The organism is Pedobacter suwonensis (genome assembly GCF_007833675.1).
GTDB classification, from domain to species: Bacteria; Bacteroidota; Bacteroidia; order Sphingobacteriales; family Sphingobacteriaceae; genus Pedobacter; species Pedobacter suwonensis.
The window spans coordinates 3,555,543-3,573,195 of sequence record NZ_CP031708.1; the positions used below are offsets into that span (position 1 = coordinate 3,555,543).

The window sequence follows — 17,653 nt, forward strand, 5'->3', positions numbered from 1 at the left end:
CAGGGTCTTATCAAAAATGTATCATCGCATATTACAATTCAGCTTGAAATTTGATTACCTCGTTTCTTTTCTCAATTAGTTTCAGCAAATATTTTTTAAGAAATACTTTTTCTGCCAACCATCCTGCTATTCCAAAAGGCGCTTCAAATTCAAAAATATCAGTCATCTCTGTTTGAGAACCTATTGTTTTAAACAGGTGTTGGTGATGGAGTTTTTTAAAAGGCCCCATAATCATCTCGTCTATAAAGAACGTTGGGTATTTCAAAGTGCTAATCCTGTTGGTCATTTTAAACAAAATGCCAAAGTGTTTTGCTTGCCAGGTTACAGATTCATTTATACTGATCAACCCACTTTTCTTTCCAGCGATGGCTTTCTCACCAGAACTTTGCATCGACTGTACATGAAGGTCAATACTTCTGGCCAGGTCGAAACAGCGCGCGATGGGTGCATTAATCATTGTTTTTAAGATAATGGTTGGCATACTTTCCGTTTTTAATTACCACTACTTTTGGTGCTGCCTGCTTAGCTCGGCCATTGCTTTATCAATCTTTCCGTATCTGAAATCAAATCCATTATTTAGCAATATTGTTGGTTTAACCCACCTGCTTTTTAAAATCAGTTCCGTTTCCGTACCGATAATTTTTGCCCCAATGGCCAGCACCCAGGCCGGGGCAGGCAAACCGAAACTGCGGCCAAAAGCCTTTCTGATGCTGCGCATGAAAACATGATTTTTAATCACATCTGGTGCCGTGCAATTTACAACTCCTTCGATTTCGGGACGATTTAGTAACCATTCGATACTGCGTACAGCGTCCTCTTCGTGGACCCAGCTCATGTATTGTTTGCCATTGCCCTGTTTGCCGCCCATACCCAATTTCACCAGGTTAAGTAAGCGTGGGAATGCCCCATCTTTCAGACCTAAAACAATGCCCATTCTAAGTGCTATTTTTCGGGTGTTGGGGGTGTTGGTTTCAAAAAAGCATTTTTCCCAGGCTTTACATACCTCAACAGAGAAGCCTTTGCCAATTTCGCCTGTAAGTTCATCCTGTGGTCGGTCTTCTGCATGGCGGTAAATGGTCGCAGAAGTAATGTTGATCCAAAGTTTTGGTGGATTTTTCATTTCTTCAATGGCTTTACCGAGTAAATGAGTGGGGATCAACCGGGAATCAAAAATTTCTTTTTTGTTTTTCTCCGTGTACCTGCAGTTTACATTTTTACCACAAAGGTTAACCACGAGATCTGCCCCTTGCAAACTGTATACCCAATCTCCTATGGTTTTGCCATTCCAAACCAGTGTTTTAATGTTGCCTTGTTCAGCTTGTGGCTTTCTCGCCAGAATGATTACTTCATCGGTCATGACGCTAAAATATTTCGCTAATACACCACCCAGATAACCATTTCCGCCGGCCAGTATAATTTTTCCGTATTTCATGATCTTTATAAAACTAAGATTAAACCCAAAACAATTAAACGATACAACGCCCAGGTAATGCTCATTACCCAGCCCAGCTTTAATAATTTACTTCTACGGATATGCTCTAAAAACATCAATCCAGCAACCATTAAAAAGTAAAATAGGAAAAACGATGGACGAAAGTCAAAATATTCTGCTAGTATTATAATGGGCAAAAGCAAAAGTGAACCCGCGAATGAAATGGTCATCATGTTCCCTAAGTAATCCCAAAGTTTTTCTTTTCTATAAAAGCTGATAATAATACCCTGAAAAAATAGCTGTCCACCGCAGATTAAATATTCGCGGTATTTACTGCCTAATGGGACAAAATCTGTCAAAAGATGTGCATAGTCTGTCAAAATATAGGCGGTAATGGCCCAGGTTAAAAATAAATATGCAATACGATAGCGCCGGTTAAAACTGGGTTGTAAGGTGTTTTCTTTAACTGCTACCGGAATAATCACTTTGCGGTTGTAAGAAATAAATGCATAGAGCTTACGCATTAGATGAACAAATGGACTAAATGCAAATAAAGGACTAAAGAAGGGCATAGCATGTGCAATAATTTTGAATAAACTTTGGATGCCGTAAGTAACTTCGCCGGTTTCGGTATTCACCAGGGCAATTTCATTAGCCGCCCTTTGATGGTCTACCAGTGGGCAAATATCTGGTGGCATTTCCTGGTAAGCCTCCCTGCCATCTTGCGCTAACATTCCTGTTTTGACAAAAGCCTTAGTATAGGCATAACACATTGGGCACTCATTGTCAAATAATATCACATGGTTTTTAAGCGTTTTCATTTATTTAAATTTTGGTATTTTCAGTAAAAAATGAAAGTTTGAATTAAAAAATAAAGCCGAACAATTGGTCAGGCCTTTTGGGTGAGGTTTAGGGCTTAAGGTTTAGGTGTAGGGTTTAAGGTTTATGGTTTAAGGCGTTTTAACTTTAAAAAGTAAACCTATCTTGATACTTGCTACTCTCATCTTGATACTATTTACTCCACCTGCATCTCCCCTTTCCAATTTATTTAAACACTTTCAATATCGAGCCCCAAAACCAACTTTCTTCGGCTTTAAGCATTGTTTCTAAAGTTTTGTCAACGTTTACCGCAAGTTTGTTAATATCGTTTACTGATTTTTTAAACGTTTTATATTCCGGATCTTTTTCGTCGCCCACCACAGTTGATAGTTCATTTAAAACTTTTAAAACAGGTTCCAGTTCTCTTTTTTTGCGTTCCTTGGCTACCTGGCGTGCAATGTTCCAAACATCCTTATCCGCAAAAAAATATTCCTTACGTTCGCCCGCTTTATGTTGTTTTTCAATTAAGCCCCATCCAATTAAATCGCGGAGGGTCATGTTTGCATTTCCCCGTGAAATGCTGAGTGCATCCATAATCTCTTCCGTAGTAAGTGCTTCGGGAGAAATTAACAATAAGGCATGTACCTGGGCCATGGTGCGGTTAATTCCCCATTCGGAGCCTAGTTTTCCCCAGGCTTCTATAAATTTTAATTTTGCTGCTGCCAATTCCATAAACAAATATAAATATTGTTTTTTAACTTTCAAAAATTATTGAAAGTTTATTTATTTTGTAAGTCTGCTTTCGCGCTTAATTTCGTCCAGTATGGTTTGCCAGTCGTTACGATTGTTAATGAGTTTTAAGAGATCAGCCTGTTTCTCATCAAAATACACGGCTAGTTTTAGTACCGGTAAAGCTAAATCCGGTTTGAACATTGTACCAGGTGCAAATCCGGGCTCATTGTTTTTGGCCCGGTCTCGATCAAATTTAACAGTCGTGTGTACATATTCTTCATGTTGTTTTTCACCATTGATATATGGAATCAGCCACTCTACAGATTTTTTGATGGAAGATCCTTTTGGCGACTGATAAGTGTAGAAGTCTGGCCCCTTTGCCCTGTTGATCATAATGGCTAATTTTAGCATCGGTTCCAGGTCATAAATGTGGTAATGCATGGCATCACGTTCTTTAAAATCCAAACTTGTTCCATCGGAAAATAAATTGATGTTAATGTGGCTTTTTAAATTTTCGATTGTCCATTTAATAAACTCCTGATTATTTAAAACATAACCAATTTCACCAACTTCCTTTAACCGGTGCGCGTTCCAGTTGTTAATGGCGGTGGCTCTTCCAGTTTTCATTCGTTTGCTGTTAATCTCAGCAGATGCTGTTTCCGTCAGCCATTGTTCAATCTGTTGTTTATCTTTACCGGCTAGGTCTCTTCTGATCAGATCATAAGCCTCAATGGCTTTATCCAGATTGGTATCGTCAATAGGATCGCCACCTGGTTTATTGATTTTTGCCCATGCACCAAGAAATTCTGCACATTTGTTTAAATATTTCCGGTCATCAGTAATCCGGTATTGCAAGGCCAGTGCAAACATTTTGTTCATATCTGCCAGGGCTGATCTGGTTTTCTCTTTTTTTGGATTGCCCTTTAATAATCCTTCCGTTCGGATGGTATCAATTGGGTTCGGTGTTTCATTGAGATAGTTTAATGCCGCTTTTTCAAAGCCCTGGTATAATTTTTTAGTTTGCCCGTCATTTTTGATCTGCGCTTTTAGCTTTTTGATCTCGTCGTTATTTAAACTTACAATCTGAGCAAACGAAGAAAAAGTTAAGGCGGTGAGCGCAATCGTAACAACAAACTTTCTCATAATAAATAGGTTGAATTTTTATTCTTGATCACAAATCTAATTTTTTATTCAGCATGCATTTCATTTATTGCTTTTTTATACCGGCCAATTTTTTATTTTTGACGTTCGTTTAAAACTTAAACAAACCTTAATGAATAACTGGTTTAATAAAAATGGCATTCACTTGGCCATTATTGCATTTTTTGTAGTCATTACTTTTGCCTACTTCAGTCCTGTTTTACAAGGCAAGGCGCCAGCACAAAGCGATGTGATCCAATCGCAGGCTATGCAAAAGGAAATTATGGACTTTAAAGAAAAAGATGGTAAGGCACCACTCTGGACCAACCAGATGTTTGGTGGTATGCCAGCTTATCAAATCTGGGTACCATATGCCTACAACGGGGCTACTTATGGAATTGCTTTAATTACAAAAGCCTTACCTAATCCAACAGGTACAGTTTTATTATTGTTATTGGGTGCTTATTTCTTATTTATTGTATTAAAAGTTAATCCCTGGCTGGCTGCGGTAGGCGCAATTGCCTTTACATTTACCATGTACAATTTTGTTTTAATAGCAAGCGGGCATAGTAGTAAGGCATTGGCAATTGGCTTTTTCGCGCCGATAATAGCTAGTATACTGTTAACACTGAGGGGCAGATATTGGTATGGAGCAAGTTTAACGGCGTTATTTTTGGCGCTCGAAATCAGAACTAACCACGTTCAGATGACATACTATCTGATGCTGGCTATTTTTATATTTGTAATCGTAGAATTTTACCAGGCATTTAAGAACAAAACTTTACCTGCCCTGTTTAAATCTTTCGGTTTTCTTGCTTTTTCGGTAGCTATTGCGATCATGATCAACGCAAGTTTGTTATGGTCTACAGCCGAATATGCGAAAGAAACAAACCGAGGCAAATCTAATTTAACTGCTACAGAAACACCTGCTGAAAAAGGTTCGGGCATGTCAAAAGAATATGCCTATCAATGGAGCCAGGGTGTTGGCGAAAGTTTTACCTTTTTAATTCCGGATTTATATGGAGGTGCCTCTGGTATAGATAAACTGGTTAAACCAGAAGGTAATATGTATAAGGCCGTAGCTGAAGTTACAGGTGGCGATCCTACGCAAACTGCACAAGCTATACAGCAATTGGGGGGACAATTAAATATGCAACAGTACTGGGGGGAGAAACCATTTACACAAGGTGGTTACTATTTCGGTGCAATTATATGCTTTTTATTTGTTTTTGGGTTATTTGTGGTTCGTAGCCGTTTAAAATGGTGGATATTGGCAACAACAGTTTTGTTTATACTACTTTCTTTTGGCCGTCACTTCCCGCTGGTAAGCGATTTGTTTTTTGATTATTTTCCACTTTACAATAAGTTTAGAGCCGTTGAATCTATTTTGGCTGTAGTAGGCCTAATGGTTCCAATGCTGGCTATTTTAGCCATCAAGGAAATTCAGGATGGGAATATTGAACAAAAGATATTAATTAAAAAATTAACCTGGTCTGCTGCCATTACTGGTGGATTTGCGCTACTTGTAGCCATTGTGCCTACACTGTTTTTCAGTTTTAAAGCATCAAACCACATGCAGATTGTGCAGGCTTTAACCCAGACTTTACAAAATAATGCCAGCATTGCGCAAAAAATCGCCAATGGATTGGTAGAAGATCGGATTGCAATTGGTCGTGCGGATGCTTTGCGCTCATTCTTTTTTGTAGTGATCGGTTTCGGAATCGTTTGGGCATTTATTACCAAAAAATTAAACACACAACTGGCTTTAGGTTTATTAGCGCTGGCGGTTTTGGTCGATATGTGGCAAATAGACCGCAGGTATTTGAATAACCAAAATTTTGAATATAAAAAAACGGCTTCGGATTTCTTTAAGCCACGAGACGTTGATAATTTTATTATGGCTGATAAAGACCCGAATTTCAGGGTGTATGATGCTTCTATAAATACGTTTAGCGATGCAAGTACCTCTAACTTTCATAAAACAGTTGGCGGCTATCATGCTGCTAAACTGAAACGTTTTGATGAGCTTATTCAGCATCAGTTTACCAAAAGCGTGAATCAAGACGTTCTTGATATGTTAAATACCAAGTACATCATTACACAAGATCAGCAAAACGGATCGTATAAAATGCAGCGTAACCCAACAGCTGCGGGTAATGCCTGGTTTGTACAAAGTGTACAGTTTGCTAAAAACGCCGACGAAGAAATGAAGGCAATCAGCAGTTTCGACGCAAAAAAAGAGGCTATTGTTGATGAAAGATATAAAAACCTGATTGATACCAAGCGTTTAGGTACTGGTCAGGAAGGGTTTATCAAATTGACCAGTTACAATCCTGATCATTTAACTTACGAATACTCAACGGCTAAAGATGCAATTGCAGTGTTTTCAGAGATCTATTACGATAAGGGCTGGAAAATGTATGTGGATGGAGTAGAAAAGCCATACTTCAGGGCCGATTACGTTTTACGTGCAGCACAATTAGAGGCCGGTAATCATAAGCTTGAGTTTATTTTCCATCCAACATCATATTACACGGGAGAGAAAATCTCTTTGGCTGGATCAATCTTGTTATTGGCCGGATTAGGTTTTGGCTTTTATTCAGAAGAAAAGAAGAAAAAGAAAGCGGTTAAAGCTTAAATTCTTTTTCGATAATTTATAACCCCGTAGGATTTGATTTTACGGGGTTTTTTCTTTCGCAACTTTTTTCAATGATATCCAGCCACGAAAACGGAGAAGTACGGAGTATCTCCTCGTTTTGTCATCCTGCCTGATAATTTATAATGAAAATCAATGAATGAGTTTTATCTTTGGCTAAATTCTTGCATTGGCTCGCCACCTGCAACTTGCAGGGGCGATTGAGCAAGAAAAGCATTCCATCTTCAGGGTTGCAGGTGCACCAAACCTTTGTTTCTAAACCCGATAGAGCGGAATAGCCCGGAGCGCAGCGAGGACTATAAGCGATAGCGGGACTGTAATTGCCAAGAAAGATGAACCGCTCATTTTCGAAATCTAACCTGCAATTACCTTTAGTTTGACCTACAAACCACTTATTTATAACAATCCGAATTCCAATATTTTCCAGGTAAATGACAAACCGAAAGCGGTTGACCAATTAAGCACCCTTACTCATTTTAACAATCTTTATCAAATGGCATAATAATTTAACAGTGTCGTAACATTTGTTTGATATCCAGCGTCTTATCTTTGTAATGAAAATCAGGTAATATGTTAGAGTCATTCTTTGCCGTATGCTTATTAATTGTTGTAATTTATTTCTTTAGCCCGTTTGAGGTAAAACTCGATGAGGAAGAAGAGTGGTAACACGTTTAATTTAACTCTAAACTGCTTAAACCGGGCGGTATTAATATCCTTTCCCCTGAACTTTCCTTTTTATGGATAAAAGAAATCTCGATGTAGTCGTAATCTCTGATGTACACCTGGGTACTTATGGCTGCCATGCTAAAGAACTTTTAAAGTATCTTAAAAGTATTAAACCCAAAACATTAATCTTAAATGGAGATATTATCGATATCTGGCAGTTTAGCAAAAGTTACTGGCCCGAATCGCATATGAAGGTCATCCGTAAGCTGATGAAATTCGTTTCAGAAGGGGTGCAGGTTCACTATCTTACCGGGAACCATGATGAGATGCTTCGCAAATTCGACGGCATGGAAATGGGTACTTTTCATTTACAGAATAAGTTGATTTTAGAAATGGACGGGAAGAAGGCCTGGTTTTTCCATGGTGATGTTTTTGATGTGACTATGCAGCATTCCAAGTGGCTGGCTAAATTGGGAGCTGTTGGTTACGATACGCTGATCCTGATCAACAGTTTTGTAAATTGGGTATTAACGGCCTTTGGAAAGGAAAAAATGAGCTTTTCAAAAAAAATCAAAGCAAAGTTTAAAGATGCCGTTAAGTTTATCAACAGTTTTGAACAAACGGCAGCAGAACTGGCTATCGAAAAAGGTTACGAGTATGTGGTGTGTGGCCATATTCACCAGGCCGAGCAACGCGAAATGGCAACTGCTGCCGGAAAAGTAACGTATCTGAACAGCGGTGATTGGGTAGAAAGTTTAACGGCTTTAGAATACGAGGATAAAAAATGGACAGTGTTTAAGTATGAACACCAGCATTTTACGAAAGATCAACTGGAGGAAGGAATGCTCTCAGATGCAGAAGATTTAAAAAGTAAACTGGACATCAATATTCTTTTGCAGAATATAAAATATGAAATTGCCCAATAATTTTAGATATTCGGGCATAAATGAAGATACTTTACGCAATACAGGGAACAGGTAACGGTCATATCAGCAGGGCACGGGAGATTATTCCTTTGCTTCAAAAATATGGCGAACTGGATATTTTGGTAAGTGGTACGCAGGCCGATGTAAAACTAAGTCAGCCTGTAAAGTACCAATTACATGGTTTCAGTTTCATCTTCGGTAAAAAAGGCGGGGTAGATCATTATAAAACGTGGTTGAATATGAATCTTTTCCGTTTTAGGAAAGATATGAAACAGCTGCCGCTTAAAGAATACAATTTAATCGTTAACGATTTCGAACCCGTAAGTGCTTGGGCCTGTAAATTGCAGGGGATAGAATGTGTATCATTAAGTCATCAGGCAGCATTTAAATCGAAAAAAGTACCCCGCCCCAGAACTTTAGATTGGGGTAAGCTTATTTTGAGCCGCTATGCACCTACCAAACACCACATTGGCTTCCACTTCGACCGTTACGATAGCTTTATCCATACGCCTGTAATCAGGGCAGAGATCCGAAACCTGAAAAATGAAAATTTAGGGCATTATACGGTCTATCTCCCGGCCATTGACGATAAACGCCTGGTTAAGCTTTTTAAACAACTCCCTGAAGTCACCTGGCAGGTTTTCTCCAAACACAGCAAAATTGCTTATCGCGAAGGGAATGTTTTTGTAGAGCCGGTTAACAACGAAAAATTTAACAAAAGCCTGGCTACCTGCGAAGGTTTATTTACGGGCGGAGGTTTTGAGGGCCCTGCAGAAGCACTTTATTTAAAGAAAAAGCTACTGGTTGCACCCATGCGTTTCCAGTTTGAACAGCAATGTAATGCCTATGCCTTAAAACAGTTTGGTTTGCCTGTTATCTGGGGAAGTACCCGTAACTGGCTGCCAATTATTAAAAACTGGTTAGAAAATCCTCAGCAACATAAGTTCGATTTTCCGGATGAAACCGCCCGGATTATTGATGATATGGTGAAGAAATACGCGAGGGTTTAGGTTATAGTCCTTAGTCTGGAGTCCAAAGTAGATAGCCAGCAGGTCAAATTAAAATGTCATTATAAGGAGGCTTTTTCAGCTGACGAAGCAATCTCTTATTACAATGTTTAATTCCAATGGACAATTATGTACATCCCTATGTTTTGGCTTTTTTGCTTAAGTTCAGTTGCAATGTATGAAGTAATCTAAACCTAAAGGACTGGAGCGGGCATCCCGATTTTTCATCTGTATAAAGCGTATGGCAGGGCTACCTTAACCGAAAAGAACAGAAACCTGCTTTCTAAAAAAAAATAATACATTCGCTTTTTAGTATATCCTTTTTATCTTACCTCGCTGTCTTCGACTCCGCTCAGACTAACCATTCTATAGTTCCTGGCTTTAAGCTTTGTTCTTTCCGCTCTAATCTTCTTCCCGCTTTAATCTTTCTTCCCCTACTCTAAAATTATTTTCTTTACTTTGCCTACTCTTTTAAAGGCATGATTAATCAGTTTAGAAAACTAAATCCAGTTAACCTCGTATTCTTGCTGGCGTACACGTTCTTTTTGCGTATTGCCATTTTTCAGGAAACGCATGATCAACTGAACTTTGATTTTTTGGAGCCTTTTGCGCGTTTACTGATCAATATTGACTTAGATCATGCTTTTACTCCTTATACCAATATTTTTATTGCGGCACTTTTAGTGTATGTACAGGCATTAATTTTCAACCGGGTGGTAAATAACCATAATTTATTAGCCAAACCCAATTTTCTGCCAGGGCTGATGTTTATTACGGGAACAAGCCTGTTTATGCCTTTTATGATCCTGAGTCCGGCACTATTATGTAACTTTCTGCTGATCTGGATTATTGATAAATTTTTAAAACTGGGCAAAAGTGCAAATTCCATCACTACCATTTTCGATATCGGGATGATTATTGGAGTTGGAACCTTAATCTATTTTCCGTTTATGGCCATGTTGCTGATGATCTTTTTAGCGTTGTTGCTTTTTAGATCTTTTAACTGGCGCGAATGGGTGGCTGGCTTAATCGGCTTTATCACGGTTTTCTTTTTTCTGGCAGTGTTTTATTACTGGAATGATAATTTAAGCTCGTTTTATCAGATTTGGAGGCCCTTGGGGAATAAGTTTCCCTCGGTTTTTAAAATCAACTATAACGATTATCTGGTGCTGATTCCCGTAACGGTAATTATGATACTGGCATCGCTACAGCTGCGCGAAAATTTTTTCAGAAGTTTCATCAGTACAAGGAAAAGTTTTCAGCTGTTGTTTTTCATGTTTATTATTTCTGCAGCCAGTTTTTACCTTAAACCTAATTTCAGGACCTGGCATTTTTTGCTTTGCGTGCCACCCGGATCGGTACTGCTGGCCTACTATTTCAGCAATGCCAAAAAGCGTTGGTTTTACGAGACATTATTCGTTTTATTTGTGCTCTCCATACAGTATTTTCTTTTTGTTTAACCTTTTTTAACAAATAACTAGAATGAAACTTAACAAAGATTGATAGCTTTGTGAACGATTTTATAATTGAAGCTTTTTAGTTTTAATTAAGATGGATAAAAAAATGGGGACATTGGAATTTCTAAGAACATATTATTTGCAACGGGAGATTTTAAATGCGTAGTTTAAGCATCGATATTGGAAATTCTGCTGTTAAAGTTGGTGTTTTTGAAAATAAAGAAATTGTTCACCATCAGCGTTTTAATAAGATCGGGATACTCGATCTGGCTCAATTGATTGAGAAGTTTTCGCCAACAAAATCTATCATTAGCAGTGTTAACCAGGAATTCGGGCCGTTAGAGGTATTTTTGAAAAAGCATACAGCGTATATCCGTTTTTCATCCCTGTTAACAAACGGTGTGCAGAACAGATATAAAACACCGGTTACACTGGGTTTAGATAGGTGGGCTGCTATTCTGGGTGCCAACGGTTTACATCCGTCAAATGCCAGTTTAGTGGTTGATGCGGGCACCTGCATCACCTATGATGTTTTAAGCAGCTCCAGAGAATATTTCGGAGGCAGTATAAGTCCGGGTATAAGAATGCGCTTTAAGGCAGTGCACGAATTTACGGGGCGCTTGCCATTGGTAGACTGGAACGAACATGATGAGGTACCGGAAGGAACCGACACTTTATCGGCCATTAAAAACGGTGTTTTACAAGGGATAATAAATGAAATTGAAGGCTTTATTGCCATAAATAATAAAAAAGAAAGTGCTCTGAAGGTAATTATAACAGGGGGAGATGCTAATTTTTTGTATAAACAATTACAAAACAGCATCTTTGCGCCTCAAATTATAAAAGATCCTTACTTAGTATTAAAAGGATTAAATGAAGCTATTGCAGATTAAAATGTACAAAAGAATAAATTATATTGCAACCATACTCGTTCTTGTTTGTGGTTTAAATGCTCAGGCACAGGTTACCACTTCATCACCATATTCAAGATATGGGCTCGGAAATATAAAAGGATCTTTATTGCCTCAGTTTAGGGCAATGGGTGGAATTTCTACTGCTGTAAGCAAAGTCACCGGCTTCAATAATATTAATATGCAGAATCCCGCATCATATGCTGGTATTTCGCTAACCACTATTGATATTGGTATGAGCGCAAGTGTAACCAACCTTACGCGCAACAATTTAAGCGAATCAAGTTTTAACTCTACTTTCAGTCACCTGGCCTTTGCCGCTCCTGTTACCAGAAGATCAGCATTGAGTTTTGGTATTTTACCTTATTCCGATCTGGGCTATAACTACAGGAATACCGTAAAAGTTGATACTACAACCTTAAATCAGCTTTATGAAGGAGAAGGCGGTTTGTCAAAAGCTTATTTAGGCTATGGCTACCGTTTTGGCGACCATTTAAGAATTGGCGGTAACCTGGAATACATTTTCGGCAACCTTCAGAACACCCGTGCTACGGAGTTTAATAGTGCAGGTTCTTACAATGCGAAACTTCAGACCAAAAATAGTGTTGCCGGCTTAAGCTATTCTTATGGTATTCAGTACGATTTTACATTAGGTAAAAAAACAATCGTTACCCTGGGTTACTCGGGAAGCACTTCCGGAAAGGTTAACTCTACCCTTACTTCATATGCTACTTTGTATACAAGAGATCAGGATGGGAATGAGAGTACTGCTGCAGACACTTTAAATACGGTAAATAACGGAAAATCAAATCTTACTTTACCCTTAACCCATAATTTTGGGATCGCCATCCAACAGAATGATAAATGGTTAATTGGCGCCGATTTTAGAATGGGTAAATGGTCTAAAACCAGTATCAATGATGTAAACCAGGGTTTGCAGGATAGCTGGGGAGCTTCTTTAGGCGGGCAATGGACACCAGATGCATTTTCTTACAATAGTTACCTGAAGCGTATAGATTATCGTATCGGTTTTAACTACGATAAGACTTATATTAAAATCGGTAATCAGGATATTAAGCAAATGGGTGCATCTTTAGGTTTTGGGTTCCCGTTACCTACTGCAAATGGTGGTACTGCATTTTATAAAATCAATTTTACAACAGAACTCGGACAAAGAGGAACATTAAACAATAATTTGGTTAAAGAGCAGTATATTAATTTCCACCTGGGTTTTACCCTGAACGATACCTGGTTTCGTAAGTACCGCGTAGATTAATGAAATTAAAAGCATTTTTATATGGTCTGTTTCTGGTATTGCCTTTTTTTCTGGCTTCCTGTGGAGACGACGATCTAAAAAAAGCAGATGCTGTTTCGATAAATAAGACCATCCTCTCCCGCGACCGAACTTTAGGTGTAGATATTATTTACAGCGATTCTGCCAGGATCAAGGCCAAAGGTGTTGCCCCCATCCTTGATAAGGTTACGCCTGCTAATGGCAGCACTTATCAGGAGATGATTAAAGGAGTCAATATCGACTTTTATAACCCGAACGGCACCATTGATGGAAACCTGGTGTGCGATTATGCCATTAGAAGGGATAATGAGCTCAAAACGGAATTCAGGAAAAATGTAGTAGTGAAAAGCAGTAAAGGTGATACCTTCTCCTCTCAGGAATTAATCTGGGATGAATCGAAGAAAATTTTCTACTCCAACCAGCGGGTATACGTAAAGGGAATTGATGGAAGCGTGGGTGAAGGAATAAATTTCAAGGCACCACAGGATTTTAGTACCTACGAAATGGATAGCGGAAATGGCGAATTGAATATGAAAGAAGGCGTAGCACCCTAAGCAATGTAAAATGTGAGATGTAAGATATGATGTGAGATGTGAGATTTGAGATGGGTGAGGTAATCGGAAACCTTCGAAATATTTATAGATTCAAAGCCAAATTTCTTTTCTTCCATCCTCCATTTTTACATCTCCCGTCCTCCATTCTTACCTCTTCCATCCCCCTAATAATTAGGTGCTTGATAAATAAAATTTTGTATTTTCTTTTTTAAGGCAAATTTGTATCTTGCGCCCTCTTAAAAAAGAACTAAATAAATTATAAATACAATATGGGATTAATGACATTTTTGCGCAACCGTGCAGGCTATATTCTGGTCTTTGCAATCGGTTTTGCAATTGTTGCATTTTTAGTAGGTGATGCAATTAACGTGGGTAAACCTTTTTGGTCCGCAAATCAAAAAGTGGTAGGAACTATTGATGGTAACGACATCAATATCGATGAGTTCGGGCCAAAGGTTGATCAGGGAGTAAACCAGATGAAACAGCAATACGGTGGTAGTGCAAATGCTCAGATGACGGCTATGGCTGTTGATCAGGCCTGGAATGCAGAGTTAGCAAAAGTTTTGTTAACTAAAGAGTATGATCGTTTAGGTTTAACCATATCAGAAGACGAGTTGTTGGATCTGTTACAAGGTCAAAACCCTAGCCCTTTGATCAAACAATATTTTTCCAATCCACAAACCGGACAGTTGGACCGTGCTACCTTGATGAACTTTTTGAAATCAAAAGATCCTCAGGCTTTGCAACAATCTAATGTGTTACAGGAGGAAATTAAAAACCAGGCATTACAAACCAAATATTCCAACTTAATCCGTAATTCGGTTTATGTAACTTCATTAGAAGCTACAGATGAATATAACAACCGTAACAAACTGGCTAATTTCAAATACGTAAGTTTAGATTATGCTTCAGTTCCTGATAAATCGGTTAAATTAACGGATGCTGATTATTCGGAATACTATGATCAGAATAAAGCGCGTTTCAACAATCCGCAGGAAACACGTGCTTTTGAGTATGTTACTTTCAGTATAAGTCCTAATAAAGCCGATTCATTGGCCATCAAAGCTCAGGTAGATAAAATTGCTGCTGATTTCCAGATGGCTAAAAACGATTCACTTTTTGCAGCGATCAATTCTGACGTAAAAGTTCCTTTTACCTATATTACAAAAGGTAAATTGGATCCTGCAGTTGATTCAGCAGTATTTGCTTTACCTGCAGGCAGTTTCTACGGTCCGAAATTAAGCGGCAACTCCTACAAAATTGTAAAAGTGGTGGCTACCCGTATATCTCCTGATTCGGTAAAAGCAAGCCATATCTTAATCGACCCGGCTAAAGTTGGCGGCGAAGATAAAGCACTTAAATTAGCTGATTCATTAAAAGGATTAGTTTTGAAAGGTGGCAATTTTGCTGAACTGGCTAAAAGCTATAGTGTAGATGGTTCTAAAGATAAAGGTGGCGAGTTAGGTACGTTTGCGCGTGGTGCAATGGTTCCTGAATTTGAAAACGCTGCTTTTGATGGCAAAACCGGTGATATTAAAGTGGTAAAATCGCAGTTTGGTTACCATGTGATTAAAATTGAAAAGCAAATCGGTTCTTCTAAAGTAGCTAAATTAGCCTATGTAGAAAAAGCACTGGCCGCAAGCAGCAAAACCCAGGCTGCCGCTTATAAAGCCGCGAGCAGTTTCTTAACTGATGTAAAAGGTAACGATTTCAGTAAATTTGCAGCTCAAAAGGGTCTAAAAGTAGGTGTAGCAGATAGAGTTACAGCAACACAAGGATTTGCGGCAGGTTTAGATAATCCACGTAAACTGATCCAGGATGCTTACGCTGCAGATAAAGGTGATGTTTTACCAGAGATTTATACCATGAGCAATGCTTATGTAGTAGCACGCTTAACCAACATTAGTCCTAAAGGCATTTTGTCATTAGCTGATGTGAAAAAAGAAATCGAGCCGATGGTACTCAATGCAGTTAAAGCAAAACAATTGAAAGAGAAATTAGCTAATGCGGGTAAGGGAAGTATCGATCAGGTAGCGGCTAAAGTTGCCCGTCCGGTTAATCCAGTACAGAACGTAGTATTTGCCAATCCGGTAATTCCAGGTGTTGCTCAGGAAAATGCATTGGTGGGAAGTGTATTTGGTTCACAGCCGGGCAAATTGTCTGCTCCTGTTCAGGGTGAGCGTGGTGTATATGTATTTACCGTTGATGGATTTACAAATCCTGCTCCAATTGCAAATATGTTTAAACAAAAAGAAAGCATGTTGTTAAGTTTAGGTCAGCGTTCATTAGGATCAGCTTTCCAGGCTTTGCAGGATAATGCCAAGATAAAAGACAATCGCGTGAAATTCTATTAATTAGAAAATATGTAATTTTGTAACCGTTCCGATGATTATTCGGAACGGTTTTTTTATTTAAGGCCATGGAAATTCAGGAAAACATTATAAATAAAGTTGCCAATAGTGGTTTAATTACTTTAAACCTTGAAGATTTTTATCATAAGGGCGAAAGAGTTGTGTATGATATTGCAGATAATCTGTTTCACGGCTTAATGCTTAGGGAAAAAGATTTTCGGGCATTTATAAAGGATCACGATTGGGCGCAATATCAGGATAAAAATGTAGCCATTACCTGTTCTGCAGATGCTATTGTGCCAACCTGGGCCTATATGCTGCTGGCCAATAAGCTAAAGCCCTATGCAAACGAAGTGGTATTCGGCGATTTAAATACTTTAGAAGCCGTTTTGTTTACCAAGGCATTGGCTAAAATCAATCCCGGTGATTATGCAAACGAACGTGTGGTCGTAAAGGGATGTGGCGATATCGAGGTGCCGGTCGCAGCGTATGTAGAAGTTACCAATTTGCTTACTCCGGTAGTGAAAAGCATTATGTTTGGCGAGCCTTGCTCTACGGTACCTGTTTATAAAAGGAAAGATTAAATTTTAAGCTCCCTTGCCTTAAGCAATCGTCATGCTGATCCGATAGCTATCGGATTTATTTTACAAGTAGAAATCGTATTTTCAATTGTCTTGTAGCTAATACGTATTCAGCATCTTTTGAAAATAGACTCTGATTCTGGTTTTCGTGGTTAGGTTTACCTTGAAATTAAATACCGGAATTACGGTTCAAGAGGGATAGTATTAATCAATCTGTGCTCCGTAGTTAAGCATGAATATAAGAAAGATTAAATTTTGGTTGGCTTTTTGTATATCTTCATAGAGGGAAAATTTGACCATACTATTTAACATGGTTTTTTTCTCGTAACACACACAAATGAGTACAAAAGCAATGAAAAAAATATTGATAACGGTTACAGCCGGCCTGTGTAGTTTACTCTCGGTAGCACAACAACTTCCTTTAAAGAAAGAGGCTGTATTTCAGGAGGGCGAAGTATTACAGTATAAACTGAGGTATGGATTTATTACTGCGGCGGAAGCCACGATTAAAGTAACCAATTCTGATTTGAAGTTTGATAACAAACCTACATATAAACTCACGGTTGATGCACAGACTTCAGGTACATTTGATATCTTTTATAAGATAAGGGATCATTACGATTCATATATTGATAAAACTGATCTTTTACCTTATTTCTATCAGGAGAATATCCGTGAGGCCAGTTATAGACGACAGGATAAGGCGCGTTTCAATCAGGATGGAAAGAAAGTTGTTTCCAACAGGGGTACCTTTACCACACCAACCAATCAAACATTTGATCTCGTTTCAGCATATTATTTTGCACGAAGCCTGGATATGAGTAAAATCAAAGTTGGAGATAAGTTTAAGTTGAACTATTTCTTGGGCGATGAGATTTCAGCATTGGAGGTAGAGTATATCGGTAAAGAAACGGTAAAGAGTAAGTTAGGCAATATCCGCTGTTTGAAATTCAGCCCATCTATTAAGCCTGGTCGTATATTTAAAAAAGATAGCAGGTTATACCTTTGGGTAACCGACGATGGGAACCGGGTGCCGGTAAAGGCTCAGGTTGAGATATTGGTTGGTGCAGTTACAATGGAATTAAAATCAGCCGATGGGCTGAAATATGCTTTAGCAAAAGAATAAT

At 38.6% G+C, this 17,653-nt stretch carries 15 protein-coding genes; 10 read left to right on the forward strand and 5 right to left on the reverse strand.

All coding sequences use genetic code 11. The annotated features are described in order from the left end of the window. Nucleotides 1–31: 31 nt before the first annotated feature. From DV942_RS14685 to DV942_RS14705, 5 genes are all read right to left on the reverse strand, one after another. Nucleotides 32–481 (reverse strand): SRPBCC family protein, encoded by a 450-nt coding sequence (locus DV942_RS14685; RefSeq protein WP_145858661.1) that lies wholly within the window; start codon nucleotides 479–481, stop codon nucleotides 32–34. Nucleotides 482–502: 21 nt separating this feature from the next. Next, complete coding sequence (locus DV942_RS14690) at nucleotides 503–1,432, reverse strand: TIGR01777 family oxidoreductase (protein WP_145858663.1); 930 nt, start codon at nucleotides 1,430–1,432, stop codon at nucleotides 503–505. A gap of 5 nt (nucleotides 1,433–1,437) precedes the next feature. Beyond that, nucleotides 1,438–2,253: a DUF393 domain-containing protein gene (locus tag DV942_RS14695; protein ID WP_145858666.1), complete on the reverse strand. Its 816-nt coding sequence runs from the start codon at nucleotides 2,251–2,253 to the stop codon at nucleotides 1,438–1,440. Nucleotides 2,254–2,476: 223 nt separating this feature from the next. After that, nucleotides 2,477–3,016 carry a GbsR/MarR family transcriptional regulator gene (locus DV942_RS14700; protein WP_244950703.1) on the reverse strand — a complete coding sequence of 180 codons (540 nt, stop codon included), beginning with the start codon at nucleotides 3,014–3,016 and terminating at the stop codon, nucleotides 2,477–2,479. Nucleotides 3,017–3,034: 18 nt separating this feature from the next. Next, on the reverse strand, nucleotides 3,035–4,126 hold the full coding sequence (locus DV942_RS14705; protein WP_145858668.1) for an alginate lyase family protein: 1,092 nt from the start codon (nucleotides 4,124–4,126) through the stop codon (nucleotides 3,035–3,037). Nucleotides 4,127–4,256: 130 nt separating this feature from the next. Here DV942_RS14705 and DV942_RS14710 point away from each other — a divergent pair, with 130 nt between their 5' ends. From DV942_RS14710 to DV942_RS14755, 10 genes are all read left to right on the forward strand, one after another. Continuing rightward, complete coding sequence (locus DV942_RS14710) at nucleotides 4,257–6,761, forward strand: YfhO family protein (RefSeq protein WP_145858670.1); 2,505 nt, start codon at nucleotides 4,257–4,259, stop codon at nucleotides 6,759–6,761. 755 nt (nucleotides 6,762–7,516) lie between these two features. After that, complete coding sequence (locus DV942_RS14715) at nucleotides 7,517–8,371, forward strand: UDP-2,3-diacylglucosamine diphosphatase (RefSeq protein ID WP_145858673.1); 855 nt, start codon at nucleotides 7,517–7,519, stop codon at nucleotides 8,369–8,371. 20 nt (nucleotides 8,372–8,391) lie between these two features. Continuing rightward, complete coding sequence (locus DV942_RS14720; RefSeq protein ID WP_145858675.1) at nucleotides 8,392–9,381, forward strand: glycosyltransferase family protein; 990 nt, start codon at nucleotides 8,392–8,394, stop codon at nucleotides 9,379–9,381. Nucleotides 9,382–9,857: 476 nt separating this feature from the next. Next, nucleotides 9,858–10,838 (forward strand): DUF6427 family protein, encoded by a 981-nt coding sequence (locus tag DV942_RS14725; RefSeq protein ID WP_090980851.1) that lies wholly within the window; start codon nucleotides 9,858–9,860, stop codon nucleotides 10,836–10,838. A 155-nt stretch (nucleotides 10,839–10,993) separates the two neighbouring features. After that, complete coding sequence (locus DV942_RS14730; protein WP_145858677.1) at nucleotides 10,994–11,728, forward strand: type III pantothenate kinase; 735 nt, start codon at nucleotides 10,994–10,996, stop codon at nucleotides 11,726–11,728. A gap of 1 nt (nucleotide 11,729) precedes the next feature. After that, entirely contained in the window at nucleotides 11,730–13,022 is a 1,293-nt protein-coding gene (locus tag DV942_RS14735; RefSeq protein ID WP_244950704.1) for an OmpP1/FadL family transporter, read from the forward strand. Beyond that, nucleotides 13,022–13,594, forward strand: coding sequence for a hypothetical protein (locus DV942_RS14740; protein WP_090980845.1), 573 nt, complete (start codon nucleotides 13,022–13,024; stop codon nucleotides 13,592–13,594). Before DV942_RS14735 ends, DV942_RS14740 begins: the two co-directional genes overlap by 1 nt. Before the next feature lie 269 nt (nucleotides 13,595–13,863). Then, nucleotides 13,864–15,948: a peptidylprolyl isomerase gene (locus DV942_RS14745; RefSeq protein ID WP_145858682.1), complete on the forward strand. Its 2,085-nt coding sequence runs from the start codon at nucleotides 13,864–13,866 to the stop codon at nucleotides 15,946–15,948. 65 nt (nucleotides 15,949–16,013) lie between these two features. Continuing rightward, nucleotides 16,014–16,529 (forward strand): DUF2480 family protein, encoded by a 516-nt coding sequence (locus tag DV942_RS14750; protein WP_090980841.1) that lies wholly within the window; start codon nucleotides 16,014–16,016, stop codon nucleotides 16,527–16,529. A gap of 349 nt (nucleotides 16,530–16,878) precedes the next feature. After that, nucleotides 16,879–17,652: a DUF3108 domain-containing protein gene (locus DV942_RS14755; RefSeq protein WP_090981406.1), complete on the forward strand. Its 774-nt coding sequence runs from the start codon at nucleotides 16,879–16,881 to the stop codon at nucleotides 17,650–17,652. Nucleotide 17,653 lies beyond the last annotated feature (1 nt).